General features: G+C 28.0%; 26 protein-coding genes and 7 tRNA genes. 16 read left to right on the forward strand and 17 right to left on the reverse strand.

Annotated elements, in window-relative coordinates; translation table 11 throughout:
* Window positions 1–31 precede the first annotated feature (31 nt).
* The 4 genes from AAH949_RS03820 to AAH949_RS03835 are packed head-to-tail and all read right to left on the reverse strand — an operon-like array spanning window position 32 to window position 3877.
* Window positions 32–823: a HemK/PrmC family methyltransferase gene (locus AAH949_RS03820; protein ID WP_348519029.1), complete on the reverse strand. Its 792-nt coding sequence runs from the start codon at window positions 821–823 to the stop codon at window positions 32–34.
* On the reverse strand, window positions 820–2007 hold the full coding sequence (locus AAH949_RS03825) for a M48 family metallopeptidase (protein WP_348519030.1): 1188 nt from the start codon (window positions 2005–2007) through the stop codon (window positions 820–822). Before AAH949_RS03825 ends, AAH949_RS03820 begins: the two co-directional genes overlap by 4 nt.
* Window positions 2008–2057: 50 nt before the next feature.
* Window positions 2058–3077 carry a HAMP domain-containing sensor histidine kinase gene (locus AAH949_RS03830; RefSeq protein WP_134239098.1) on the reverse strand — a complete coding sequence of 340 codons (1020 nt, stop codon included), beginning with the start codon at window positions 3075–3077 and terminating at the stop codon, window positions 2058–2060.
* 2 nt (window positions 3078–3079) lie between these two features.
* A complete protein-coding gene (locus AAH949_RS03835; RefSeq protein WP_243832620.1) occupies window positions 3080–3877 on the reverse strand; it encodes a DUF234 domain-containing protein in 798 nt (265 codons plus the stop codon).
* A gap of 114 nt (window positions 3878–3991) precedes the next feature.
* On the opposite strand from AAH949_RS03835, the gene AAH949_RS03840 reads away from it, so the two are divergent.
* Window positions 3992–5263: an aminotransferase class V-fold PLP-dependent enzyme gene (locus AAH949_RS03840; protein ID WP_134239097.1), complete on the forward strand. Its 1272-nt coding sequence runs from the start codon at window positions 3992–3994 to the stop codon at window positions 5261–5263.
* Between the two features lie 37 nt (window positions 5264–5300).
* On the opposite strand, the gene AAH949_RS03845 is transcribed toward AAH949_RS03840, so the two are convergent.
* Entirely contained in the window at window positions 5301–6038 is a 738-nt protein-coding gene (locus tag AAH949_RS03845) for a transporter substrate-binding domain-containing protein (RefSeq protein WP_134239096.1), read from the reverse strand.
* Between the two features lie 115 nt (window positions 6039–6153).
* Here AAH949_RS03845 and AAH949_RS03850 point away from each other — a divergent pair, with 115 nt between their 5' ends.
* The 9 genes from AAH949_RS03850 (at window position 6154) to AAH949_RS03890 (ending at window position 9038) form a co-directional block, all read left to right on the forward strand.
* On the forward strand, window positions 6154–7491 hold the full coding sequence (locus tag AAH949_RS03850) for an amino acid carrier protein (RefSeq protein WP_348519031.1): 1338 nt from the start codon (window positions 6154–6156) through the stop codon (window positions 7489–7491).
* Window positions 7492–7579: 88 nt separating this feature from the next.
* Entirely contained in the window at window positions 7580–8365 is a 786-nt protein-coding gene (locus AAH949_RS03855; protein WP_134239094.1) for an amino acid ABC transporter permease, read from the forward strand.
* Between the two features lie 60 nt (window positions 8366–8425).
* Window positions 8426–8501: transfer RNA gene (locus AAH949_RS03860), tRNA-Lys, on the forward strand.
* 2 nt (window positions 8502–8503) lie between these two features.
* Window positions 8504–8579, forward strand: a tRNA-Val gene (locus tag AAH949_RS03865).
* A 20-nt stretch (window positions 8580–8599) separates the two neighbouring features.
* Window positions 8600–8676 (forward strand) — tRNA-Asp (locus AAH949_RS03870).
* Window positions 8677–8680: 4 nt separating this feature from the next.
* Window positions 8681–8756: transfer RNA gene (locus tag AAH949_RS03875), tRNA-Lys, on the forward strand.
* Between the two features lie 27 nt (window positions 8757–8783).
* Window positions 8784–8859, forward strand: a tRNA-Arg gene (locus AAH949_RS03880).
* Between the two features lie 6 nt (window positions 8860–8865).
* Window positions 8866–8941, forward strand: a tRNA-Val gene (locus tag AAH949_RS03885).
* Window positions 8942–8961: 20 nt separating this feature from the next.
* Window positions 8962–9038, forward strand: a tRNA-Asp gene (locus AAH949_RS03890).
* Window positions 9039–10336: 1298 nt separating this feature from the next.
* On the opposite strand, the gene AAH949_RS03895 is transcribed toward AAH949_RS03890, so the two are convergent.
* The 6 genes from AAH949_RS03895 to tssJ form a co-directional block, all read right to left on the reverse strand.
* Entirely contained in the window at window positions 10337–10477 is a 141-nt protein-coding gene (locus AAH949_RS03895) for a hypothetical protein (protein WP_166739676.1), read from the reverse strand.
* Window positions 10477–10884 carry a hypothetical protein gene (locus AAH949_RS03900; RefSeq protein WP_348519032.1) on the reverse strand — a complete coding sequence of 136 codons (408 nt, stop codon included), beginning with the start codon at window positions 10882–10884 and terminating at the stop codon, window positions 10477–10479. The genes AAH949_RS03895 and AAH949_RS03900 overlap by 1 nt, the downstream gene beginning before the upstream one ends.
* Before the next feature lie 394 nt (window positions 10885–11278).
* Window positions 11279–11662: a hypothetical protein gene (locus tag AAH949_RS03905; RefSeq protein ID WP_348519033.1), complete on the reverse strand. Its 384-nt coding sequence runs from the start codon at window positions 11660–11662 to the stop codon at window positions 11279–11281.
* A 360-nt stretch (window positions 11663–12022) separates the two neighbouring features.
* A complete protein-coding gene (icmH, locus tag AAH949_RS03910) occupies window positions 12023–12802 on the reverse strand; it encodes a type IVB secretion system protein IcmH/DotU (protein ID WP_134239383.1) in 780 nt (259 codons plus the stop codon).
* On the reverse strand, window positions 12802–14196 hold the full coding sequence (tssK, locus tag AAH949_RS03915) for a type VI secretion system baseplate subunit TssK (protein ID WP_134239385.1): 1395 nt from the start codon (window positions 14194–14196) through the stop codon (window positions 12802–12804). Before tssK ends, icmH begins: the two co-directional genes overlap by 1 nt.
* 8 nt (window positions 14197–14204) lie before the next feature.
* A complete protein-coding gene (tssJ, locus tag AAH949_RS03920; protein WP_134239387.1) occupies window positions 14205–14654 on the reverse strand; it encodes a type VI secretion system lipoprotein TssJ in 450 nt (149 codons plus the stop codon).
* 93 nt (window positions 14655–14747) lie between these two features.
* Here tssJ and AAH949_RS03925 point away from each other — a divergent pair, with 93 nt between their 5' ends.
* From AAH949_RS03925 to AAH949_RS03950, 6 genes are all read left to right on the forward strand, one after another.
* Window positions 14748–15983, forward strand: a complete 1236-nt coding sequence (locus AAH949_RS03925; protein WP_134239389.1) for a type VI secretion system domain-containing protein — start codon at window positions 14748–14750, stop codon at window positions 15981–15983.
* A gap of 82 nt (window positions 15984–16065) precedes the next feature.
* Window positions 16066–16545: a type VI secretion system contractile sheath small subunit gene (tssB, locus tag AAH949_RS03930; RefSeq protein ID WP_348519034.1), complete on the forward strand. Its 480-nt coding sequence runs from the start codon at window positions 16066–16068 to the stop codon at window positions 16543–16545.
* A 9-nt stretch (window positions 16546–16554) separates the two neighbouring features.
* The gene (gene tssC / locus AAH949_RS03935) at window positions 16555–18006 is read left to right on the forward strand and encodes a type VI secretion system contractile sheath large subunit (RefSeq protein WP_134239393.1); all 1452 of its coding nucleotides are present in this window, start codon (window positions 16555–16557) and stop codon (window positions 18004–18006) included.
* Window positions 18006–18398, forward strand: a complete 393-nt coding sequence (locus tag AAH949_RS03940; protein ID WP_134239395.1) for a GPW/gp25 family protein — start codon at window positions 18006–18008, stop codon at window positions 18396–18398. The genes tssC (AAH949_RS03935) and AAH949_RS03940 overlap by 1 nt, the downstream gene beginning before the upstream one ends.
* Entirely contained in the window at window positions 18395–20116 is a 1722-nt protein-coding gene (tssF, locus tag AAH949_RS03945) for a type VI secretion system baseplate subunit TssF (RefSeq protein WP_348519035.1), read from the forward strand. The genes AAH949_RS03940 and tssF (AAH949_RS03945) overlap by 4 nt, the downstream gene beginning before the upstream one ends.
* Window positions 20113–21018 (forward strand): type VI secretion system baseplate subunit TssG, encoded by a 906-nt coding sequence (locus AAH949_RS03950; protein WP_348519036.1) that lies wholly within the window; start codon window positions 20113–20115, stop codon window positions 21016–21018. The genes tssF (AAH949_RS03945) and AAH949_RS03950 overlap by 4 nt, the downstream gene beginning before the upstream one ends.
* Window positions 21019–21080: 62 nt before the next feature.
* On the opposite strand, the gene AAH949_RS03955 is transcribed toward AAH949_RS03950, so the two are convergent.
* The 6 genes from AAH949_RS03955 to tssC (AAH949_RS03980) all read right to left on the reverse strand — a co-directional run bounded on the left by AAH949_RS03955 (window position 21081) and on the right by tssC (AAH949_RS03980) (window position 26212).
* The gene (locus AAH949_RS03955; RefSeq protein ID WP_279586270.1) at window positions 21081–21209 is read right to left on the reverse strand and encodes a hypothetical protein; all 129 of its coding nucleotides are present in this window, start codon (window positions 21207–21209) and stop codon (window positions 21081–21083) included.
* Window positions 21210–21235: 26 nt separating this feature from the next.
* The gene (locus AAH949_RS03960; RefSeq protein ID WP_348519037.1) at window positions 21236–21637 is read right to left on the reverse strand and encodes a hypothetical protein; all 402 of its coding nucleotides are present in this window, start codon (window positions 21635–21637) and stop codon (window positions 21236–21238) included.
* 111 nt (window positions 21638–21748) lie between these two features.
* Window positions 21749–22654, reverse strand: a complete 906-nt coding sequence (locus tag AAH949_RS03965) for a type VI secretion system baseplate subunit TssG (RefSeq protein WP_348519036.1) — start codon at window positions 22652–22654, stop codon at window positions 21749–21751.
* A complete protein-coding gene (tssF, locus tag AAH949_RS03970) occupies window positions 22651–24372 on the reverse strand; it encodes a type VI secretion system baseplate subunit TssF (RefSeq protein WP_348519035.1) in 1722 nt (573 codons plus the stop codon). The genes AAH949_RS03965 and tssF (AAH949_RS03970) overlap by 4 nt, the downstream gene beginning before the upstream one ends.
* Window positions 24369–24761, reverse strand: a complete 393-nt coding sequence (locus AAH949_RS03975; protein WP_134239395.1) for a GPW/gp25 family protein — start codon at window positions 24759–24761, stop codon at window positions 24369–24371. Before AAH949_RS03975 ends, tssF (AAH949_RS03970) begins: the two co-directional genes overlap by 4 nt.
* A complete protein-coding gene (tssC, locus tag AAH949_RS03980; protein ID WP_134239393.1) occupies window positions 24761–26212 on the reverse strand; it encodes a type VI secretion system contractile sheath large subunit in 1452 nt (483 codons plus the stop codon). Before tssC (AAH949_RS03980) ends, AAH949_RS03975 begins: the two co-directional genes overlap by 1 nt.
* Window position 26213: the final 1 nt, after the last annotated feature.

Genomic DNA, 26213 nt, shown 5'->3' on the forward strand with positions numbered 1-26213 from the left:
ACAACAAAAGTCTTTTAAAAATTTTAAAAATTTATTTTGAAGCAATAAAAGCTCTATCAAAACCTTGTTCGTCTTGAAAAAAGCTAATATGCGAGAATTTATCCTGCAAAAGTTGGCTTAAAATTTCTTTTTGATCGTAGCCAAATTCACAAGCTAGAGTTTTTGCTTTAGTGCGCGAGCTAAAATGAATGATTTGCTCTAAAATTTCATAACCTTTAACTCCGCCAAATAAGGCTTCTTTTGGCTCATTTTGCACCCAAATATCAAGCTTGTAGTCGTTTTTTATATAAGGAGGATTTGAAAAAATAAGATCAAAATTTCCTTTTAAGTCCTTAAAATCACAGAGTGTAAAATCAATCAAATGATCCACTTTATGAATTTTTGCATTTTTTTTTGCAATTTGTAAGGCTAGGGGGTTAATGTCGCAAGCTTGTATTTTAAGATGAAGGGTTTTTGCTAAAACAATGCTTAAAATTCCACTTCCAAATCCTATCTCAAGAATATTTTTATAAGAGTGTTTTTGATAAGTTGAAATTAAATGAGTGAGTAAAATTTCACTATCATAACGAGGGATTAAAACCCCTTTTTCTATATAAAATTCTAAGCCCCAAAAATTAGCTTTTTTAAAGATATATTCAAAAGGCTCTCCATTTTGAAAGCGTTTGATTAGTTTAAAATAAGGTTTTTCATCAAATTCTAAATTTTCATTCAAAAAAAGCCAAGCTCTATCTTTTTGCAAATGCTCGCAAAGTATAAACAAGGCTTCATTTTTATGTTCTAAAAGTGTATCTTTTGCTAAGATTAAGGCTTGTTTGATGGTCAAGCTAAAGCCTTGATTCTATCATAAATACTAGGATGACTAAGGTGAAAAAAGGTATAAATTTGACTTGTTTTAATAAAAGCTTTATTTTCTTTAGCAAGAGCTATGAGTGCATTTTTCATATCTTCTTTGCTTGTAACATTAGCCCCGTGCCTATCAGCTGCAAATTCATTTTTTCGGCTCAAAGCATTTAAAAATGGGGAAAATAAAAGAGTAAAAACATTACCCAAAGTAAATAAAAGCGCAAAAACTCCAGCATCAACACCTACCAAATTGCTTTCTTCGTAAAAAAATTCAGGCAAGTGTGCAAAAACAAAAAATAAAATAAATAACATTAAAGCACCGTTAAATAAAGCTTTGATAATGTCTTTATGCACAAAATGTCCTAACTCATGCCCTAAAACTGCCAAAAGTTCCCTTTCGTTTAAAGCCTTTAAAAGCGTATCAAAAAGCACTACTCTTTTGCTCTTAAAAAGTCCGCCAAAATAAGCATTTAAGCGTTTATCTCTTTTGCTTGCATCCATCACATAAATTCCATTGGTGCTAAAGCCACATTTTTGCATTAAATGAGTGATTTTATCAAGTAGAATTTCATCGTTTAATTTTTCCATTTTATTAAATATAGGAGCGATTAAAGTAGGGTAGATGAGATTGATAATTAAAATAACACAAAAAGAGAATGCAAAAGCCCCAATCCACCAAAATTCACCAAAAAAATCATAACAAAACAATAAAGCATAAATGATTAAAAAACCAAAAATTACCATTAGGATAAGAGATTTTAAGGTATCTTTAATGAAAAGCGCCACACTCATATTAGAAAAACCGTGAGCCTTATCTTTAATAAAACTTTCATAGATGCTTAAAGGCAAATTTAAAATACTAGTAATGAGTAAAAAAGCCAGCAAAAATAGAGTATTTTCTAGCCTTGAATTCTCATTAATGAAAAGTTCTTTCAGATATAAAAATCCAAAGCTAAACCAAGAAATATTTATAATAAGACTATAAAAATTTGAAAATATTTTAAATTTTTCATTTTCAATACCAATATTAGCGGCCTTTTGATATTCTTCTTCACTTAAAATTTGTGCCTTTTGTTTTCTTTCTTTTTCTAAAAAGCGAATTTGAGCGTAGGAAACAAAGGCATTTAAGGCTGCATAAATACATAAAATCGCAATTAAAGTCATCTTTTTCCTTTTTAAATATTTTTGGCAATTCTAGCTTAAATTCACAAATATCAAGACTCTAAAGGCAAGATAAAATAAAAATTTTTAGGATTTTTTTCAAAACCAAGTTTACCCTTGTGTGCTTTGATGATTTCTTTAGATAATGAAAGTCCTAAGCCATTTCCCTTTAATTTAGTTGTTTTAAAGGCTTCAAAAACTATTTTTTCATCTTTAATTTCGCAACCATTATCATAAATTTGCATATATAAATTATCTTCTTTTAAAGAGGTGGTAATATGTATTTTTGGATCTTTAATTTCAATTTCTTCTATAGCGTCAATGGCATTATAAATTAAATTTTGCAAAACAAGGCTAAGTAAATTTTTATCTGCATTAATCTGTAAATCTAAGAAAGTAAATTCAAAGTCAATATCGCTTGAAAAATTATAAGTATTAATAGCTTGTTCACATTCTTCTTTGAGTTCTAAGAGATTGAAAGTCGCGGTATTAATATGTACACCTTTAGTAAAAAGTAAGGTTGAATTTACAATGCGTTCCACTCTTGCTATGGCTTTTTGCATTTCTAAAACAATGTGTTTGTTTTTAAGCTCAGTTCTTGCAAACAAAGTAGAGCTAAGCAAGGAAATAGAACCTATGGGATTTCTAATTTCATGAGCTAAATGTGCCGCAACGCTACCCATACTTACAAGACGTTCTTTGCGTTTTTCATTGCTAATATCCGTGGCTAAAACAATGGTTTTTTTATCTTGAGAAATAATTTTTACTGTATAAAAACTTCCCCCAAATTCAAGTTCTTGATCTTTTGTTAAATCAATGGTTTTTAAAAGTTGAGTATTTTTTAATGCGGCTTGATTTTGTAAGAGAATATTTCGGTTTTGATCAAGCACCCAAAGTGCACTAGGTAAAACTTCGATGATTTCATTAAATGTTTGCATTAAGGACATATAACTTTCATTGAGTTGTTTGTATTCGTTTTCTATCACATAACTTTGCTCAATTAAAGATTTTAAGCCTTGTTGTAAAATTTCTTTTTCATTGGAATCTAAACTTTTAAGTATATTTTCGTCCATTATTATCCTTGTAATAAAATTTTAAAGTCCTTTAAATCAAATAAAAGCAAATTTTGTTCTTGATTTTTTAAAAGTTCCCTAGAAAATCCATTTTTTGAAAAAATAACATAATAGTCTATTTTAAGTTGCAAGCTTTCAGCCTTGTGTTTAAGTAAATTTAAGATATTTTTGCAAATTTTTTTATTTTTAAATTTAACTTCTCCTACAATGCATCTTTTTTCGTCTTGATAAAATAAATCAAGCTCGATATCTTTATTCCAAAAGCTACTTACATTTGTGATTTGAAATGTTTTTTCTAGGCATTCTTTACTTAAGCATTCAAAACAAAAACTTTGATAATGCTCAAAGTCTTTTTTTATTAGCTCTAAAATACTTTGAAAATCATTATTTAAAATGAGTTTTTCATTGGGTTTTAAAAAATAAAAAAAGAAGCGTGTGAAGTGGTTTTTGAAAAGTAGTTTGTCTTGGATCACATAATGTCTTAGGTGTTTTTTTAATTTTTGTCTTTTATTGCGGATGATTTTTTTTTCTTTGCTTTTTTCAAGATATAAAATTTGAGAAAGCAAAAGCTCATTAATAATGGAATTTGCTTTGAAATGATTGATTTTTTTGTTGATTGAGTAGCGTTTTCTGTTATTTTTAGCGATTAAATTTAAAGCTTGGTTTGTTTTGTGGTCAAATTTAAACCAAGTTTGAATTTCTTGATAATTATTTAAAATTTCTCTTTCTATGAGGGTAAAAATATTATCATCTGTGTTTTCTAAAGGAGAAAAACCATCAAAAACGCTATATAAATCTATGAGCTTTTCTATTGATAAACAAGGATACGCTCTAGCAAATTCACTAAATTTAATTTTTTTTCCTTTTATATAAAATATAATTTTATAGTATAATTCTATCAAATTTTATAAGGTTTGATTTTGGAAATTTGCGACTTAAGAAAAGATATTATTTTAAAAAAAAATACTTATTATTTTGATTTTACTGCAAGTGCTTTGGCTTTAAAAAGTGTAGAAAAAAAAATTCAGAAAATTCTTTTAACCTATGCAAATACTCATTCTGATAGTTCTTTAAATTCTTTTATCACTCAAAAATATTTTGATGAGGCTAGAAGGGATATTAAAAAAAGCCTTTCTTTAGATGAAAATTTTGCTCTTATTGCTTGTGGAACAGGTTCAAGCGCTGCTATAAAAAAATTTCAAGAACTTTTGGGTATTTATATTCCACCGGTGCTTAAAGAAAGATATTTTAAAGATACAACTAAGGAAAAATTACCCTTAGTTATCGTTGGACCTTATGAGCATCATTCCAATGAATTGTCTTTTAGAGAGGGTTTGTGTGAGTGTGTGAGAGTTCCTTTGGATGATAAAGGAGAGATTGATTTTGTGGTTTTTGAAAAACTCTTGCAAAAAAATTATCAGCGTCAAATCATAGTTAGTTTTTCTTTAGCTTCAAATGTAACAGGAATTTTAAGCGATTATAAGCGTATTTCATTGTTGGCACGCCGTTTTAATGCTATTGTGGCTTTCGATGCTTCGTCTTTTGCGCCTTATAAAAATATTTCTTGTGAATTTTATGATGCTTTATTTATCAGTTCGCATAAGTTTTTAGGTGGGGTAGGGGGTTGTGGGATTTTGGTGATTAAAAAGCAATTTTGTGGTAAAAAACCTAGTTTTGCAGCTGGAGGAACCGTAGCTTATGTTTCAAGGAATTCACAAAATTATTTATGCAATGAAGAAGCTTTGGAAGAGGGTGGAACACCAGGAATTTTGCAACTTATCCGTGCTGCAATGGCTTTTAAAATTCGTGATGAAATTGGGCTTAGTAAAATTGAAAAATTAGACAATGAACTTAGAGATTATTTTTTTAAAAAAATGCAAGAAATTTCAAATTTGGAGCTTTATGCAAGGAATTTAAAAAACAGACTTCCAATTTTTTCTTTTAATATCAAAGGAATTTCGCCTTTTGATTTAGCCTTTCATTTGAGTAAAAAATTTCATATCGAAACAAGGGCAGGTTGTGCTTGTGCTGGACCTTATGGACATGATTTGCTAAAACTTAAAGATAATGAAAAGCTTTCTTATAAACCTGGTTGGCTAAGAGTTGGTTTACACTATACTCATCAAAAAGAGGATATTGATTATTTTTTTGAAGCTTTGAAGAAAAGTATAAAAGAATTATCTTAATTTTCCAAAGCCAAATTGGCTTTGGAAAATTTTAAAATTATTGCAAATTGTATTTTTCAAGAAGTTTTTGATAAGTCCCATCATTTTGAAGATCTTTAATGCCTTTATTGAATTTAGCTAAAATTTGAGAATTTTTACCTTTATCAAAAGCAAAACTAAATCCGCTACTTCCATCATTTTCTTCAAAGAATCCTTCTAAATCATCATTTTCTGCCAAAAATCCTTTAGAAACATCTTTATCGGCAATAACAGCATCGATTTTTCCAGCTTTTAAAGCAATGATAGCCACCGCAATAGCTTCATTGGCTTCTACTTTAGCATCTTGAATGGCTTTTGCTGTAGGCTCTTGAAGGGTTCCAAGTTGCACCCCGATACTTTTTCCTATAAGATCTTCTTTGGTATTTAAACTAGCATCGGCTTTTCTTTTAAGATATAAGCTTTTAGTGTTGTAGTAAGTATCTGTAAAATCCATATTTGCACTTCTTTCAGGTGTAAGACTCATAGCTGAGGCAATCATATCGATTTTTCCTGTTTTTAAAGCAGAAATTAAACCATCAAAGCTCATTTCAACCCATTCGATTTTCACATTTTCTCTTTTTGCGATCTCTTCAACTAAATCCACATCAAAGCCTGTGAGTTTAGCATTTTCCTTATAATCAAAAGGTTTGTAATTTGGTGCAATACCAATTCTTATGGCTTCGTTGCTATCTGCATTTGAGCAAGCGGTAAATAAAAATCCAAAAACCGCAACTAAAATTAGGAGTATTTTTTTCATGGTTTTTCCTTTATAGATAAATTTTTCGTTATTTTAACTATTTTGTTTAAATATTTGCACTTCATAAAATAAATATATATAATTGCGTTTTTAATTTATTGTTTGGAATTTAAAAATGTATGATTTGCTTTTAAATATCAATGATTTTTTTGTGACTTATATTTTAGTGGGTGCTTTGCTTTTGCTAGGTGTTGTTTATAGCTTTGTATTCAATTTCGCACAAATTTTTAAATTCAAACACAGCATTGCTTATTTTTTTAAAAACAACCAATCAGATAAACTTGCTTCATTGAGATCTTTAGCTATTAGTATTTGTGCGCAAGTTGGTGTAGGAAGTGTTGTAGGTGTAGCTACTGCGATTAAAGCTGGTGGTGCTGGTGCGGTCTTTTGGATGTGGGTAGGTGCGTTTTTGGGTATGGCTAGTATTATGGCAGAAGTTCTTTTGGCGCAAAAATTTAGAATTTTTAAAAATAACCAATACTTAGGCGGTCCAGCCTTTTATATACTAGAAGGCTTGAAAGGAATTTTAGGTACAAGGTTTGCTAAAATTTTATCTTATACTTTTGCCTTGTCCTTGATCATAGCTTTGGGCTTTATAGGACAGATGACTCAAAGCAATGCCATAGCTATATCTTTTAAAGATGCTTTTGGTATAAATGAAATTATAAGTGGTTTATTTGTAGCCTTACTTGGTGCTTTTGTGATTTTTGGTGGAGTCAAGCGCATTGTTTTATTTTCGGAATTTTTAGCACCATTTATGGCAGTGTTGTATTTACTTTGTACGGCTTATGTTTTGTTTAAATTTTCAGATAAAATTTTATTTTGCTTAGAATTTATTTTTATTTCTGCTTTTAATCCTGAGGCTGTGATGGGAGGTTTGCTGGGTATTGGTGTAAAAGAAGCTTTGCATTATGGAATATCTAGAGGACTTATTGCTAATGAAGCAGGTATGGGTTCTATCCCTCATGCTTATGTAAATTCCAAAGACAGTAATCCACTAAATTTAGCCTTTAGTGCTATGCTTTCAGTTTTTATCACTACCATGTTAATTTGCACTGCAACGGCTTTGATTATTTTACTTACCAATACACAGAATTTAAATTCAGATATAATGATGCAAAATGCATTTATCGTGGTTTTTGGAAATTTTGGAAGTATAATTTTAGCACTTTGTATATTTTTCTTTGCTTTTACAACGATAATAGCTTGGTATTATTTTGCAAGAATTAATGTTTTATTTTTATTTAATGAAAAAATATTAGCAATTTTTAAAATTTTAGTATTATTTTTTATTATTTTAGGGGCAATTTTGCAAATAGACTTGGTTTGGGAATTATCAGACTTTTTTAATACCTTAATGGTTATTCCTAATGCTTTGGCTTTAATCTTGCTTTTACCTCTTGTGAGAAAAATTTACAAAGAGTGCAAAAAGAAGGCACAGTGTAATTTTTGATTTTGATAATGTTTTTTATCAAATTTTAAAAATATTGCGTTAAAATCAATCAAAATTTTAGAATAAAATATTTTTAAAAGGGTAAAAATTGAATTTATTTATCGACAAATTGCAAAGGAGTAAAAAACACAAAAATTTAAGTTTTAGTGCCTTGGTATTTAATACTTCTATTTTATTTGTGACTTTTGTAACTTTTGTTTTGTGTTTTTTAAATTTTAGTGCTTATAATTTTGATTTTACTGCGGTTTATGAGTATAGGGAAAAATTTTTTAAAGGTTTTTTAAATACTATTTTAATCAGTTTTTTTTCTTTGATTTTAAGCATTATTTTTTCTTTGATTTTGGCAAGTTTTAGTTTTAGTCAGATTATTATCTTAAGGATGTTTGCAAAGTTTTATACTGAGCTTATTCGTGGAACACCTTTTTTGGTTCAAATTTTGATTTTTTATTATATCATTGCAGATAGTTTGGGGCTTGAGAATCGCTATATAGCTGGGGTTGTGATTTTATCTTTGTTTTCTTGTGCCTATATTAGTGAAATTTTTAGAGCTGGAATTTTAAGTGTAAGTAATGTGGCTTATGAAAATGCTAAGGCTTTGGGCTTAAAAGAATACCAAATTTATTTATATGTTATCTTTCCTCAAGCCTTTAAAAATGTTTTGCCGCCTTTAAGTGGGCAGTTTGCAAATTTGATCAAAGATAGTTCTTTACTAAGCATTATTGCCCTAAATGAGCTTACGCAAAGCGCGCAAGAGATTAACTCATATACCTTTTCGACTTTAGAGGCTTATATTCCTTTGGCTTTTTGTTATTTGCTTTTAACTTTACCAATTGCTATTTTTTCTAGATATTTAGAATCTTTTTGTCAAAAATAACTTTTAACTCTTGACAAAGCGGTGGTATTTTGGCATAATCACATTTTTATTTTAAAAATTGTCTCGTTAGCTCAGCCGGTAGAGCATCTCCCTTTTAAGGAGGGGGCCGTTGGTTCGAATCCAACACGGGACACCATTGGTCGCTTAGCTCAGTTGGTAGAGCGCCACCCTTACAAGGTGGATGTCATAAGTTCGAGTCTTATAGCGACCACCATTTTTAATCTTTCTTTGGATGCAGCGGTAGTTCAGCTGGTTAGAATGCCGCCCTGTCACGGCGGAGGTCGCGGGTTCGAGCCCCGTCCGCTGCGCCACTTTGTCTCGTTAGCTCAGCCGGTAGAGCATCTCCCTTTTAAGGAGGGGGCCGTTGGTTCGAATCCAACACGGGACACCATTTTTTCGTATATTATTATAGGGTAAAGACCCTTTCGTCTAGTGGCCCAGGACAACACTCTCTCTGTGTGGAAACAGAGGTTCAAATCCTCTAGGGGTCGCCAAAACTTGGTCGCTTAGCTCAGTTGGTAGAGCGCCACCCTTACAAGGTGGATGTCATAAGTTCGAGTCTTATAGCGACCACCATTTTTAATCTTTCTTTGGATGCAGCGGTAGTTCAGCTGGTTAGAATGCCGCCCTGTCACGGCGGAGGTCGCGGGTTCGAGCCCCGTCCGCTGCGCCACTTCTTAAATTAAAATTGAATTTTTTGTAGTAAAACTGTTTAATAGATAGGAATCTTAAAATCAAATATAAATTGTTACATAATATTTCATTTATAAAATCCTCCTAATAACTCAAATATATATACCATAGCCACTAAAAAAATATATCCACATAAAAAAGTTATTAAAATTCTCCAAGCTCTTAAAAAGATAAAAATTATAGGTGCAAAAATAAAAAATAAAATTTTAAAATTATAGATAAACTCATGATATTTCATATATATAAATATTAATATCACAAGCAACAATAATGCAAAAAAATTTTTAGCATAAAGCATATTCAATATAAAAATAAATAGCATAAAAAACAAAATAATAAATTGATTGTAATTGTTACTAATATAGAGATATATCATAGGAATGATAAAAATCCCTACACTACACACAAACCAAGCAATTTGCCCACTTGATATACTATCTACTCCTTTACTTTCTAGCTTTGTTTTGAGTTTAGAATAAATAGGAATTTGCAAATTTACTCCTAATACAGATAAATTGTTTTATTATAACTGATTTGCTTAATATTTTTAATTCATTTAAATTTTTGTTTTTAAGATATTCTTGTTTTGATTCTTCATCTATTTTGTCTAATTCATCAGGACTTTTATTTTTAATAAATTCTAAGAAAATCCAAAGATACTTTCCAATCCACTAGATAGATATAAATTCTTACATAGTATTTCACAAAAATCTTTACTTTATAAAATTTAAATTTATAATATTTTTCCACCTAAAAACCATAACCATAAGTGACTATAAATATAGTAAAATGTCTATCGCTCTAAAACATATAAAAAATCTGATTATAAATTATCAAAATGCTAAAATTTATCTTTAATGTCAAAAAACTGCTCGTCTTTTTTATCAATTTTCTTTAATGGCATAAAATAAGTCCCCAAAATCTTATAAAGCACTAAAAGTACCAAAGTCGGTATTATCATACTCCCTAATGTAACCCCAACAAAAAAAGTAAAAGATCTACCACCACAATCATAATAACAACAACGGCGAATATAGGTATCATTCCATCCAAAACTGCAGTTTTGTATTTAGACTTATAACGCATTTTGTATTTTTTACACTCAACAACCCCACCTTACTAAAAAAGACTGAAATATCGACAAACTTTCATTTTATCTATCTCTTCGCCACATTCTTCACATTTTTGAGTAAATGCCATTTCAATTCCTTGATTTTTAAATTTGTAATAACTTTATTTTAACATGAAATCTCTATTCTAAATTCTCTTAAAAAATTTTTACCTCCCTATTTTATCAAGCTCATCAAGACTTTTGCCTTTGCTAAGTCCTAAGAACACATGAGGGTTTCCCTCACTGCCCATCATAAAGCCCCAATCATTAACATAGATTCCAAGAGAGTATTTGTAATTATATATCATTAATTCTCTTTCTTTTGTTTGAAATTAACTATTTGGCGATAAAGTGTATTATACTCATAATGATAAGGTGAATATCGTAAATATTTTTCTGTGCCTATATATTCTTTATTATCAAATGCCTTTTGTTCCATTATCTTAGCATTTTCTTTCCAAGTTTTACCATAAAGCAAAGGCTCGCATCTTATATATTTTTTAGAATCATCATGCATAGAAAAACTTTTTCTTGTCCAACCTGTATAATATTCAAAACCAGCTATATGTAAGTAAAAAATTTCGTCTTCTCTTGTTGTAACATTTTCTATCAACATATACATATGTCTGCTTAAAACAACACGCCTAGCACTCGTAGAAGGTAAGTTAAACAAATCTTCTAACTTTATACCATGTTTTATAGGTCTTGCATACACTACCTTTCCTACTTCCTCTTTGCATAATCTTTCAAATTCTTTATACTCAAATCTAAACTTTTGGTATAAAAGCACGATAGCTTGTAGGATAAAAACAACCTTTTACCGAAACAAATACAATTAAACCTGCAATAAAAGGCAATGTAATATATTTCATACTTTATTGCCTTTTACTATGTTTTTAGATTAGTTATCCTATCTGCATAAAGCCATAAAGGGTGCAAGGGTTGAATTCTTATCATTCTCATTGATTAAATGCAACATCGCATAACTTGCATCAGCTACATTAGCATAGTCTAAGAATTTAGCAATTAAGTCTAATTTAGCTTCCTGTGTTTTAATGTTTTTGCTTATTTTATATTCCTATCTTAAGCTCATTATGCTTTTAAATTTTTTATCTAACATCTTCACAATATAACCTTCTATGATATCTAAAATAGAATCCAGCGCCCTCATCGCCTCCTAAGAATATACCATAATCATTATAAATATAGGATAAATGTGTTGAATAATGAATGCCATCATAATAATCTTCAAATGTAACTTCTGTTAAAGTAAATTTATCCTTTTGCAATACATTAATGCTTTTTGATTTTTTAAAATCAAAATATATTTTTTTATTTATTTTTTGATTAAAAAAGAATTCTCCTTTTTCATCATGTTTTGTATTTCCTTTTTCTCTATTGCTAAATATTTCCCAATAAGCTTTATCATAAATTACTACTTTATTGTCTATATCTTTACACAACTTCTTAAATTCATAATATTGTGGATCCATATATTTATAAGAACAGCCTCCTGCTAAGAATAATAAAAGATATACAGGCGAAAGAAACAAAGTAAATTTTTTAAATATTGTTTTAAAATTTATAGTTTTTGTTTTATTTTTTAATTTATAAAAGATTTTAGTGCTAAAATATAAAATGATAGAAAATATAAAAACAAAAAAGAAAAATATAAGAATAAATATTAAAAGATTAATAAAGAATTCCAGCATTATTATCCTTTTAAAAAACCTCGATCACTAAATGATTGATTTGATAGCTGATTGCTTGAATTTTTTTATGCATTACTCCTCCCCTATCCACAAATTCACACTTAAATTATTCTTGTGTATGGCTTATCTTAATTTATAAGATCACTTATCCACGCTCTTAAGCTGTTGCACAAGCTTGCTTACATTGTTTTCTATTCTTTTGTTATTGGTTTCAAGATTAAAAATAGAATAGGAAAATATTGTGAGTATAAAAATCAAAGGCAAGATTATAATAAGTTTATTAAAATACAATCTCATAAATTTTTGCCAAGCATTTTCTTTAAAGCTAATCTCGTAAGCTTTATTAAAAGCTAATTGTTCTTCTAAGGTATATAAGGATGCTAAGGAAGTAGCAATATTATTACAAAGATGAATTATCCTTTCTTCACAGTCTTTATTATCGCTATATTTTCCTTTATAACCTAAAATCAAACAAGTATATATGAATTCTAAAAAGTCTTTGTTTTTTGCAGGATTATTAAGCCAAGATAGTGCTATATCATAAAAATTATTTCCCCCTAAGGTTTCATCAAATAATCTCACGGTTAAAGTATTATTAGCCCAAAAATCAATAAAATTCTCATTTTTCATTAAGCTTTCATCTATAAAAACACAAAGACAATATCTGAATTTTATAATGTCTTTTTCTTCATATTCCTTACAAGCACTTAACTTAGCACTTATGGCTAAAATACTATTAATCAGAGTTTCTCTTAAATTTGCAACAAAATGTGTCTCCAAAGAAGTAATTTTTGAAAGTCTATAAGAAAGCAAAAGAAGCTCTAAAGAATAATCTATTATTTTATTATTTTTAAGTCCTTCTAGTTTTGAGTTAAGAATTAGACTTAATTCTTCTTTATTTTTGCTTATGTTTTCTTGCATTAAAATACCGCCCACATTTTAATATCAGGATTATTAATATTATTAGTTAAATAAAAACTTATAACATTTTCTCCTTTAAAATCTTTAAATAATTCATCTTTTTTGTCAATTTTGTAATAAATATAACCATTTAAATAAGGAATGCTAGATGGAACATTAGGCACTTGATCAACATTAATTCCTTTAAGCTGGGTTGCAACTATATTTTTAATCTTGCTTTGAGTGTGAATTTTGCTTTGGGTTTTAAAATGACTTAGCAAATACTCTGTACTGACTTCAGCCTTAATCGCAAAATAAATTTCTGCATCTTCTAAAATTCCTGAATTATCAAATATAAAATCATAAAATCCATTCTGATTATTAATAATCTTAGCCATTGTGTATTTTGGGCTAGTTATTTTTGAAAATAATAATCTTAAGTTATTTATTAAACTTAAAAAAGTTTCATTTAAATTGTCATGTTTATAAGGAATAAATTCTAAAAAAGTCTCATCATTGCTAAAAGCTGATAGTTCTCCTTGAAATTCTAAGAATTTTTCATATAAAATTTCAGGGTGGATTTTATCTTTATTTGCCAAATGTGAGAAGATTAAGTACCATTTTTTTAAAAGATTTAAAGATAAAAATGTACTAAAATCTAAAGTATTTTTGGTTTGATCTATGCCTTTAAATACATTATTTAAAACACTTTTATGTTGTTTGATTGCATGAATATTTTCCTCTAAAAAAGATCTGATGATGGGAATTTTACTTATGTTAAGACAAGTAGGTATAAAATCATTTTCTAATTCAATTTTTTTGTTAGCATCAATATTTTTAATTTTTGCAATAGGTAGTTCAAGTTCATCGGGGGTTGAATTACCCAAAATACCAAGTTTTAATCTCAAACTCGCCAAAAGCAAAGCTCTTTTTTCTTGGGTAAAAGCTGTATTTTCAAGCTCATCTTCATTTTCAAGATGGTGTAAAATATCCGTTTGAGAATCATCGTAATTTCTTAGAGCAATATTGCTCCTAAGGCAAATATATTTAGAATTTGAAAGACTGTTGCGTAAAGATAAATCAGCTATAGTGCTAAGTCCTAATGGAATTTTTAAAACAATGACTGAATTGATTAAGGATTCGTAGTTAATCTCAAGCGGCTTAGGAAGCAAGTCTTGTTCAGGCGCATTAAAAATACTGCCATCTTGTGCAATGCCTGAAATTTTCGAAAGTGCGATTTTACCTTGCATTAACATTTCTTGTGAGAACTCCAAATCTATAATTCCATATAGATTGCTATAGATATGAATTGTTTTTAAGTCTATATTTCTATTTAAAAATCTTTCTTGCTGCTCAAAATGAGTTTGTCCTATATTTAAGCCATCAAACCAAGCAACTTTTAATTTATCTGCCATATTAAGTCCTATTTACTTTTCTTGATGCCTTCTTTGCTGATTTCAAATTTTAAAATTTTATTACTACCAAATCCACTAGCCTCTTCTGTTTTTACTCCTATTTTTGTGGTTTTTTTTGTATGATTTGCAAAAAGAGCTAAAACCCCTATATAAGGAACTTCTTCATCATTAACTTTTACAGCTATTACTTTATCTTTTGGGGCAATTTGTAATTTAATAGAATCTATTTTATCTTTACCTAAAACCCCATCTTCTCTGGTTGCTAAATCTAAATCACTTGCTTCTTCAAATTTCTTTATGTCTTTTAATTGATAAACAATTACAGTAATGGGTACATCATCAAATCTATTATTGAGATTGGAATTTTCTAAATTATTAATTTGAACACTTACATTGCTAGAACATGCACTTAAGAATAATGACAATAGTATAAAAATAAAAAATTTTACATTAAACATAAAATATCCTTTATAGAGTATAAAATATTTTTTTATAAAATTAACATAATAATTTTTAAAATTCAATTATAATATTTTTTAAAGGAAAGAATAATGCTTTTTAGTAGTGATTTAAAAAATGATTTAGCTAAATTAGAAGAATTTCATTTGCTTGAAGATGAAATGTCAAAATACAAAACCTTAAATCATGAAAATATTAATTGGGATAAAGTTTATGAGTATTCAGAAATAATATTAAAAAATCATTCGCTTAATTTAAAAATTTGCAATTATCTTCTCTTATCTTGTTTTTATTCTAATAAAGAAAAATATTTCCATCAGCTTTTATTGCTTTTAAAACATTTAGAGCAATTGCTTAATCAAGATAATGATTTTTTACATACTCAAAAGAAAAAAATTAAAAATCTTATTGATAATTTCTTAAATGAATACAACAAAACACAACCTTCTTTAGCTTTTGATATTACAAAAGATTTTAATGAAATTTTTGCTAAATTAGAACAAATTTTACATTGTCAGTTTTTAAAACTTAAACTCAGTGATAAAACTCCTGTGATTTTAGAGCCAGTAAAACAAGAATTAAAAACACAAAATCAAAGCACACATTCTTTAAATGAAAGAGAATATAAAGCCTTTTATCAAAACTTAGCTTTTGAACTTTTAGATGAAGATGAAAATAATCTCAATGCCTATGCAATTTTTACGCAAGCCATGTGGGGAAAAATTAAAAATTTACCTCAAAACAGCAATAATATTACAAGATTAAGATATCCTGATCTTAATTTAATTCTAGCTTTGCAAGAAGAAAAAGAAAACAAAAAAGAACATATAAAATATTTTATGAGTAATCTTATTTTAAATCCCTTTTGGCTAGAAGGAATGAAGCTTTTTTGTGAATTTTTAGACAAAAACAAAAAAACAGCAGCATCAAAAATACTCATAAGTCTTACTCATGATTTTATTAACAAATTTGAAGGTATTAACAAGCTTTGTTTTGAAACAGGGCAAATGCTTTGTAAAGAAGAAATTATCAATTATTTTACAAGATTAAACATCAAAGAAAAAAAACCTATTTGGCAAGATAATCAAATACAAAAAGTACAAAAGGATTTGGAGCAAATCTTGATAGATATTGATAATGCAAATATCAATAATTCTTTAATGAATAATATTCACTCCTTGCTTGAAATAGCAAAAGTCTTTGAAAATAAAGGTATGAAAAAAAATGCCAAAATTTTTTATTTATATTTAGTGGAATTAATGGAAAAAACCTTGTTAAAAGATTATTTGCTAGAAGAATATGAAAATGCAAAAGAAAAAGTTAAATAACACCTTATATAAAATTTAGTTTAGTTTAACTATAATAAAATGAATATAAATACTTTTTAATCTTGAAAATAAAGGAATAAGAATGTCAGATGGCTCTCGCGCACCAAAAGAACGCATCAATATAACATATAAAGCTAAAACTAATGGGCAAAATGCTGAAATAGAATTGCCGTTAAAATTAATGGTAATGGCAAATTTAAAAGGAAAAAACGAAACTCCTTTAGAAGAAAGAGAAATTTTGCAAATCAATAAAAATAATTTTGATCAAGTAATGCAAAAATTAGATATAAATACAAGTTTTAGTGTTAAAAATACTTTAGGAACGCCAGCGGAAGAACTTGATGTTAATCTTCATATTTCCAGCATGAAAGATTTTTCACCTGATTATTTAGTTTACCAAATTCCTGAGTTAAGAAAGCTAATGCAATTAAGAGAAGCTTTGATGGCTCTAAAGGGTCCTTTGGGAAATATACCTGATTTTAGAAAAGCTGTTTTAGAAGCATTAAAAGATGAAAAAACAAAAGAAAAGTTACTTGTAGAAATCAAAAAAGAAGAAGAATAGGAAATAAAAATGACAAATAAAACAACCCAAACTCCAATCATTGAAAGCATTATGGAAAAAAGCAAATATGCCAAAAATGATGAAAGTTATAGCATAGCAAAAAGAGGCGTTGCAGAATTTATTTCAGAAATTGTTAAAAGTGATAATGTTGAGGATAAAATCAATAAATTTGCACTCGATGAAATGATTGCACATATTGATGATTTATTATCAAAACAAATGGATGAAATTTTACACAATGAAGAATTTCAAAAGCTTGAATCCACTTGGCGCGGTCTTAGATTTTTGGTTGAAAGGACTGATTTTAATGAAAATATAAAAATCAATCTGTTTGATATTACAAAGGAAGAGGCTTTAGAAGATTTTGAAAATAATCCTGATATTACACAAAGTGTTATTTATAAAAACATTTATTCTTCAGAATACGGACAATTTGGTGGCGAGCCAGTAGGTGCTATTATTGGAGATTATCAGCTTAGCTCAGCAAGTCCTGATATGACTTTTTTAAATAAGATGTCAAGTATTGCAGCCATGAGTCACTCTCCTTTCTTAACCTCTTTTGGACCAAAATTTTTTGGACTTGAAGATTATTCTGAACTTGCCAATATCCAAGATTTAAAATCTTTATTAGAGGGTCCTCAATATACAAGATGGAGAACTTTTAGAGAAAATGAAGATTCTAAATATACAGGAGTGATGGTTACGAGATTTTTAACAAGAAGTCCTTATGATGTGGAAGAAAATCCTATTAAAAGTTTTAATTATAAAGAAAATGTTCATGCCTCTCATAATCATTTATTATGGGGCAATTCAGCTTATGCTTTTGCCACAAGATTAACAGAAAGTTTTGCAAAATATAGATGGTGTGGAAATATTATAGGACCAAAAAGCGGTGGGGCGGTTAAAGATTTACCTACTTATCTTTATGAAAGTTATGGAACTATGCAATCAAAAATCCCAACAGAAGTTTTAATTAGCGATAGGAGAGAATATGAACTTTCAGAAGAAGGTTTTATTACCTTAACTTTGCGTAGAGATACTAATAATGCGGCTTTCTTTTCTGCCAATAGTGTTTTAAAACCAAAAACATTTGCCAATACCCCAGAAGGCAAAGAAGCTGAAATGAATTATCGTTTAGGTACTCAACTTCCTTATATATTTTTAATTTCAAGACTGGCTCATTATTTAAAAGTTCTTCAAAGAGAAGAAATTGGCAGTTGGAAAGAAAGAAACGATATTGAAGAAGGATTAAATTCTTGGGTAAGACAATATGTTTCAGATCAAGAAAATCCTCCTGCTGAAGTAAGAAGTAGAAGGCCATTTAGAGGGGTAAAAGTCAAAGTAGATGATATAGCTGGCGAAGTAGGATGGTATAAAATAGGACTTAGTGTAAGACCTCATTTTAAATATATGGGTGGTAATTTTGAGCTTTCTTTAGTAGGAAAATTAGATAAAGAATAATGTCTTTACTCGATAAACTCATACACGAATTAGACGAGCAAAACACGCATGTTCCTTTTTATCAAAACGATTATGAGGATATTAAAAATAGTATAAAAGTTTTGCTCAATGCTAAACTTGATGATTGTTATACCATAAAAGATTTAGGTATGCCAAATTTAATTGATAGCAACCTTAATTCTAATGAATTATGTGTTTCTATGGCAAAAGAAATACAAAAACTCATTGTTTTATATGAACAAAGAATAAGAATAATTTCCATTACTTATGATAATAGCTTGAGTCCCTGTCAGCTTTCTTTCTTTTTAAAATGCACCTTTTGTGATGATAATTTTAAGGAATTTAATATAGAAATCATTTTTAAAAATAATAGGTATTGTGAGGTTGTATGAAAAATAATGTTTTTTACTATCAAAGAGAACTTAATTATTTGCATGAAACAAGAGAATATTTTATAAAATATTTTCCAAAACTCGCACCTTTTTTAGCTTATAATAGCAAAGATCCTGATGTTGAGAGAATCATTGAAAATCTAGCTATTTTAACTTCAAAAATTCATCAAGAACTTGATGAAAATATTCCTCATATAGCAGAATCTTTAATTAATATTATAGCTCCAAATTATACAAATTCTTTACCCTCGCTTTGTATGCAAGAATTTAACTTTGATAAGAAAAACAAGGAAAACAAATTAATCATTCCCAAAGGCACTATAGTTAAATCCAAAGCTATAGATAAATGTATTTGCGAATTTCAAACAATTTATGATGTTTATTTATATCCTTTATCTATTAAAGAGGTTTTTTTAGGAAGTAAAAACCAAGATTATACTTTGAATTTAAAAATGCAAATCGATAAAACAGATACTAGAATATGCGATTTAAACTTGGATAAAATGGTTTTATATCTAGGTAATGAAATTTATAGTTCCACAACTTTACTTTTATATGTGCATTCTTATTTAAAAGAGCTTAAAATTCAATGTTTGGATACCAATGAAGAGTTTAAACTTGGTATTTATGATATAGAAAAAATAGGACTTGAAAATGAAGAGAGTGCTTTATTTTATAATGACTTAGGGTTTGAAAGTTTTTCATTATTAAGAGAATATTTCTTCTTGCCGCAAAAATTTAATTTTTTTAAAATAAAAGGGTTGGATATTTTAAGAGAATGCCAAGGAAGAGAAATCAATATAGAATTTAAATTTTCCAAGCCTTTTCCTAAAAATTGTTTATTTAGAAAAGAATTGTTTTCACTAAGTATGACACCTATTATTAATATTTTTAAAAAGAGTGCTGAACCTTTTATTAACGATAACAAAAGAGATGGTTATAGAATTTTTATAGATAGAACACAGCCTAATGCTTATGAAATTATCCAAATACTTCAGGTTAAAGCACACAACAGCAATGGGGGAAGAAGGGTATTAAAAAATTACAAAAGTTTTGAGCGTTTTGAATTTTTAAAAGAAAATAAGAGTGATTTTTATGCTTTAAATACTAAAAAGAATTCTAAAGGAGAAGTATTTAAAGAAATTTCTTTTTTTTCTTCTAATTTTATAGATGAAACTGTAAGTATAGAAACTCTATGTTCAAATAAAAACTTGCCTTCAAGACTACAAATAGCTGATATTAATATTTGCGATTTAAAGGATGTTTTAACTAAAAATATACAAGTTCCAAGTAAAACAAGAGAATGCAATATTGATGGAAATTTGCTGTGGAAATTTGTATCCATGCTTTCTTTTTCTTATCAAACTATGTTAAATAAAAACGCTTTTTTTGGAGTATTAGAGAGCTATAGTTTTTTAGAGGATAAAGAAAATGAAGAAAGCTATAGGCTTTTAAAAGAAGCTATTGTTAATATCAACAGCAAAAGCGTTTATCTGATTGATGAGCACATTACCAAAAAAGGAACAAGTGCAATATTTGAATTAAAAGACTCTTGTTTTTATTCCTTAGGAGAAGTATATAGATTGGGACTTATTTTATCAAAATTTTTATCATCTTTTGCCAGTATTAATTCGTTTTGTGAGCTTACAATAAAATGTGTTGATTCTAAAGAAATTTTACATTACCCTGCGATTTTTGGAAAAAAAGATCTAATATGAAAGATTTTGATTCTTATAGTTTTTACAAATTACTTAACACTCTATTAAAGCAATATGATAAGAAAGATATTTTTTTAAGAACCAATAAAAGTTTAAAACATCCTCATAAAGAAATAGAAAAACTTCATTTTTCAAAAGATAAAATACCTATTGAATTGATAATTAATTTTATGGGTTTACATGGAGTTTCATCGCAACTTCCTTCTTATATGTTGGATAAACTCTCTAGAAATGAAGATGGCAATGAAGGATGGAGTTTATTTTTTGATTTTTTCAATCATTATTTGCTTTGGGTTTTTTTTGAAAGCATAGGTTTAAAAAGTTATCCTAGATCTTTTAATAAAGATTTTAGTGATGTTATTTCAAAAATTTTATTTAATATCTTAGGTATTAAAGAGCAATCTATCGCAATAAAATATTTACCATTTGCTCCTTTGCTTTTAAGTTTGAGACGTCCAAAGACATACATTGAAAGAGTTTTGCAAAGTAATTTTAATTTAAAAAATAAATTAAGTATTATAGAAAATTTACCCCACCAAATTTTAATTGCAAAATCCCAAAAAAATAATCTAGGCATAAAAAATCATATTTTAGGAAAAAACTTTATTTTGGGTGATACATTTTTATCTCATCAAAATAAAATTGCTATTTTTATAAAAGATATTGAATACCAAGATGCTATAGAATATTTACCTCATGGCAGTAAATATCAAGACTTAAAAGATAGTATTATATTTTTAACCAATAATGAGTTTTGTGTTGATTTGTATTTAAAAATTAATTATTCAAAAAGAATGAATTTTATATTAGGAGATGAAAGTACTGCTAAACTTGGATGGGCTAAAATTTTAGGAAAGACAAAAAAAAATTATGCAATTATGCATATTAAATTATATGAATAAATTTTTATCTATGGTTTGGTTTAATTGCTTTACCTTTAAGGTAAAGCAATTAATATTATAAATTAGGACACTGCAACACATTTTGGTTGTTTTTTTGTTTTGATTTTGTTTTTCGAAAACTCTTTTGCAGACTTAAGCACTTCTTGATTTTCTTCAAATTTCACTTGATAATTTTGCAATTCTTTACTCATATCTTCATAAATTTTCTTCGCCTCATCTACCAAAAGATAGGTCTGGCGCTATTTTTACACTTTTCAAACTCCTTTTTAAAATTTTGCTTATAAATATTATTCACAGAATAAACTTGATAATATCTTGGATATTTAGTGGTCTTTATCATCTCTTGGGTGTCGTCATAATCTAAATCTTTTTGCACATAAATAATCTTAGAATTTGCACTGAAAGCATTCCGGCGTACATAATGCACGGTTCTAGGCTTTGTATATAAAGTGTAGTCTTTAAGGTATTTGTTAAAGCCTTTATAGTTTAAAAGATTTGTGATGAGCCTAACTTCTCCATGCTGAGTGCCATCGTGGGTGATATCTATGGAATTTCTAGCCCAAAATATTAGTTTATTTGCACGATTATCCACAATCACAGAGCCGATGCTAATTTTCATAAATAACAACCAAAAACAACAGCGAAAAGATATGGACCCTTTCTACGCTTGCGTAATATTAATTGCTTTACCTTAAAGGTAAAGCAATTAAACCAAACCATAGATAAAAATTTATTCATATAATTTAATATGCATAATTGCATAATTTTTTTTTGTCTTTCCTAAAATTTTAGCCCATCCAAGTTTAGCAGTACTTTCATCTCCTAATATAAAATTCATTCTTTTTGAATAATTAATTTTTAAATACAAATCAACACAAAACTCATTATTGGTTAAAAATATAATACTATCTTTTAAGTCTTGATATTTACTGCCATGAGGTAAATATTCTATAGCATCTTGGTATTCAATATCTTTTATAAAAATAGCAATTTTATTTTGATGAGATAAAAATGTATCACCCAAAATAAAGTTTTTTCCTAAAATATGATTTTTTATGCCTAGATTATTTTTTTGGGATTTTGCAATTAAAATTTGGTGGGGTAAATTTTCTATAATACTTAATTTATTTTTTAAATTAAAATTACTTTGCAAAACTCTTTCAATGTATGTCTTTGGACGTCTCAAACTTAAAAGCAAAGGAGCAAATGGTAAATATTTTATTGCGATAGATTGCTCTTTAATACCTAAGATATTAAATAAAATTTTTGAAATAACATCACTAAAATCTTTATTAAAAGATCTAGGATAACTTTTTAAACCTATGCTTTCAAAAAAAACCCAAAGCAAATAATGATTGAAAAAATCAAAAAATAAACTCCATCCTTCATTGCCATCTTCATTTCTAGAGAGTTTATCCAACATATAAGAAGGAAGTTGCGATGAAACTCCATGTAAACCCATAAAATTAATTATCAATTCAATAGGTATTTTATCTTTTGAAAAATGAAGTTTTTCTATTTCTTTATGAGGATGTTTTAAACTTTTATTGGTTCTTAAAAAAATATCTTTCTTATCATATTGCTTTAATAGAGTGTTAAGTAATTTGTAAAAACTATAAGAATCAAAATCTTTCATATTAGATCTTTTTTTCCAAAAATCGCAGGGTAATGTAAAATTTCTTTAGAATCAACACATTTTATTGTAAGCTCACAAAACGAATTAATACTGGCAAAAGATGATAAAAATTTTGATAAAATAAGTCCCAATCTATATACTTCTCCTAAGGAATAAAAACAAGAGTCTTTTAATTCAAATATTGCACTTGTTCCTTTTTTGGTAATGTGCTCATCAATCAGATAAACGCTTTTGCTGTTGATATTAACAATAGCTTCTTTTAAAAGCCTATAGCTTTCTTCATTTTCTTTATCCTCTAAAAAACTATAGCTCTCTAATACTCCAAAAAAAGCGTTTTTATTTAACATAGTTTGATAAGAAAAAGAAAGCATGGATACAAATTTCCACAGCAAATTTCCATCAATATTGCATTCTCTTGTTTTACTTGGAACTTGTATATTTTTAGTTAAAACATCCTTTAAATCGCAAATATTAATATCAGCTATTTGTAGTCTTGAAGGCAAGTTTTTATTTGAACATAGAGTTTCTATACTTACAGTTTCATCTATAAAATTAGAAGAAAAAAAAGAAATTTCTTTAAATACTTCTCCTTTAGAATTCTTTTTAGTATTTAAAGCATAAAAATCACTCTTATTTTCTTTTAAAAATTCAAAACGCTCAAAACTTTTGTAATTTTTTAATACCCTTCTTCCCCCATTGCTGTTGTGTGCTTTAACCTGAAGTATTTGGATAATTTCATAAGCATTAGGCTGTGTTCTATCTATAAAAATTCTATAACCATCTCTTTTGTTATCGTTAATAAAAGGTTCAGCACTCTTTTTAAAAATATTAATAATAGGTGTCATACTTAGTGAAAACAATTCTTTTCTAAATAAACAATTTTTAGGAAAAGGCTTGGAAAATTTAAATTCTATATTGATTTCTCTTCCTTGGCATTCTCTTAAAATATCCAACCCTTTTATTTTAAAAAAATTAAATTTTTGCGGCAAGAAGAAATATTCTCTTAATAATGAAAAACTTTCAAACCCTAAGTCATTATAAAATAAAGCACTCTCTTCATTTTCAAGTCCTATTTTTTCTATATCATAAATACCAAGTTTAAACTCTTCATTGGTATCCAAACATTGAATTTTAAGCTCTTTTAAATAAGAATGCACATATAAAAGTAAAGTTGTGGAACTATAAATTTCATTACCTAGATATAAAACCATTTTATCCAAGTTTAAATCGCATATTCTAGTATCTGTTTTATCGATTTGCATTTTTAAATTCAAAGTATAATCTTGGTTTTTACTTCCTAAAAAAACCTCTTTAATAGATAAAGGATATAAATAAACATCATAAATTGTTTGAAATTCGCAAATACATTTATCTATAGCTTTGGATTTAACTATAGTGCCTTTGGGAATGATTAATTTGTTTTCCTTGTTTTTCTTATCAAAGTTAAATTCTTGCATACAAAGCGAGGGTAAAGAATTTGTATAATTTGGAGCTATAATATTAATTAAAGATTCTGCTATATGAGGAATATTTTCATCAAGTTCTTGATGAATTTTTGAAGTTAAAATAGCTAGATTTTCAATGATTCTCTCAACATCAGGATCTTTGCTATTATAAGCTAAAAAAGGTGCGAGTTTTGGAAAATATTTTATAAAATATTCTCTTGTTTCATGCAAATAATTAAGTTCTCTTTGATAGTAAAAAACATTATTTTTCATACAACCTCACAATACCTATTATTTTTAAAAATGATTTCTATATTAAATTCCTTAAAATTATCATCACAAAAGGTGCATTTTAAAAAGAAAGAAAGCTGACAGGGACTCAAGCTATTATCATAAGTAATGGAAATTATTCTTATTCTTTGTTCATATAAAACAATGAGTTTTTGTATTTCTTTTGCCATAGAAACACATAATTCATTAGAATTAAGGTTGCTATCAATTAAATTTGGCATACCTAAATCTTTTATGGTATAACAATCATCAAGTTTAGCATTGAGCAAAACTTTTATACTATTTTTAATATCCTCATAATCGTTTTGATAAAAAGGAACATGCGTGTTTTGCTCGTCTAATTCGTGTATGAGTTTATCGAGTAAAGACATTATTCTTTATCTAATTTTCCTACTAAAGAAAGCTCAAAATTACCACCCATATATTTAAAATGAGGTCTTACACTAAGTCCTATTTTATACCATCCTACTTCGCCAGCTATATCATCTACTTTGACTTTTACCCCTCTAAATGGCCTTCTACTTCTTACTTCAGCAGGAGGATTTTCTTGATCTGAAACATATTGTCTTACCCAAGAATTTAATCCTTCTTCAATATCGTTTCTTTCTTTCCAACTGCCAATTTCTTCTCTTTGAAGAACTTTTAAATAATGAGCCAGTCTTGAAATTAAAAATATATAAGGAAGTTGAGTACCTAAACGATAATTCATTTCAGCTTCTTTGCCTTCTGGGGTATTGGCAAATGTTTTTGGTTTTAAAACACTATTGGCAGAAAAGAAAGCCGCATTATTAGTATCTCTACGCAAAGTTAAGGTAATAAAACCTTCTTCTGAAAGTTCATATTCTCTCCTATCGCTAATTAAAACTTCTGTTGGGATTTTTGATTGCATAGTTCCATAACTTTCATAAAGATAAGTAGGTAAATCTTTAACCGCCCCACCGCTTTTTGGTCCTATAATATTTCCACACCATCTATATTTTGCAAAACTTTCTGTTAATCTTGTGGCAAAAGCATAAGCTGAATTGCCCCATAATAAATGATTATGAGAGGCATGAACATTTTCTTTATAATTAAAACTTTTAATAGGATTTTCTTCCACATCATAAGGACTTCTTGTTAAAAATCTCGTAACCATCACTCCTGTATATTTAGAATCTTCATTTTCTCTAAAAGTTCTCCATCTTGTATATTGAGGACCCTCTAATAAAGATTTTAAATCTTGGATATTGGCAAGTTCAGAATAATCTTCAAGTCCAAAAAATTTTGGTCCAAAAGAGGTTAAGAAAGGAGAGTGACTCATGGCTGCAATACTTGACATCTTATTTAAAAAAGTCATATCAGGACTTGCTGAGCTAAGCTGATAATCTCCAATAATAGCACCTACTGGCTCGCCACCAAATTGTCCGTATTCTGAAGAATAAATGTTTTTATAAATAACACTTTGTGTAATATCAGGATTATTTTCAAAATCTTCTAAAGCCTCTTCCTTTGTAATATCAAACAGATTGATTTTTATATTTTCATTAAAATCAGTCCTTTCAACCAAAAATCTAAGACCGCGCCAAGTGGATTCAAGCTTTTGAAATTCTTCATTGTGTAAAATTTCATCCATTTGTTTTGATAATAAATCATCAATATGTGCAATCATTTCATCGAGTGCAAATTTATTGATTTTATCCTCAACATTATCACTTTTAACAATTTCTGAAATAAATTCTGCAACGCCTCTTTTTGCTATGCTATAACTTTCATCATTTTTGGCATATTTGCTTTTTTCCATAATGCTTTCAATGATTGGAGTTTGGGTTGTTTTATTTGTCATT

This window comes from Campylobacter sp. CCS1377 (assembly GCF_040008265.1).
GTDB lineage: Bacteria > Campylobacterota > Campylobacteria > Campylobacterales > Campylobacteraceae > Campylobacter_D.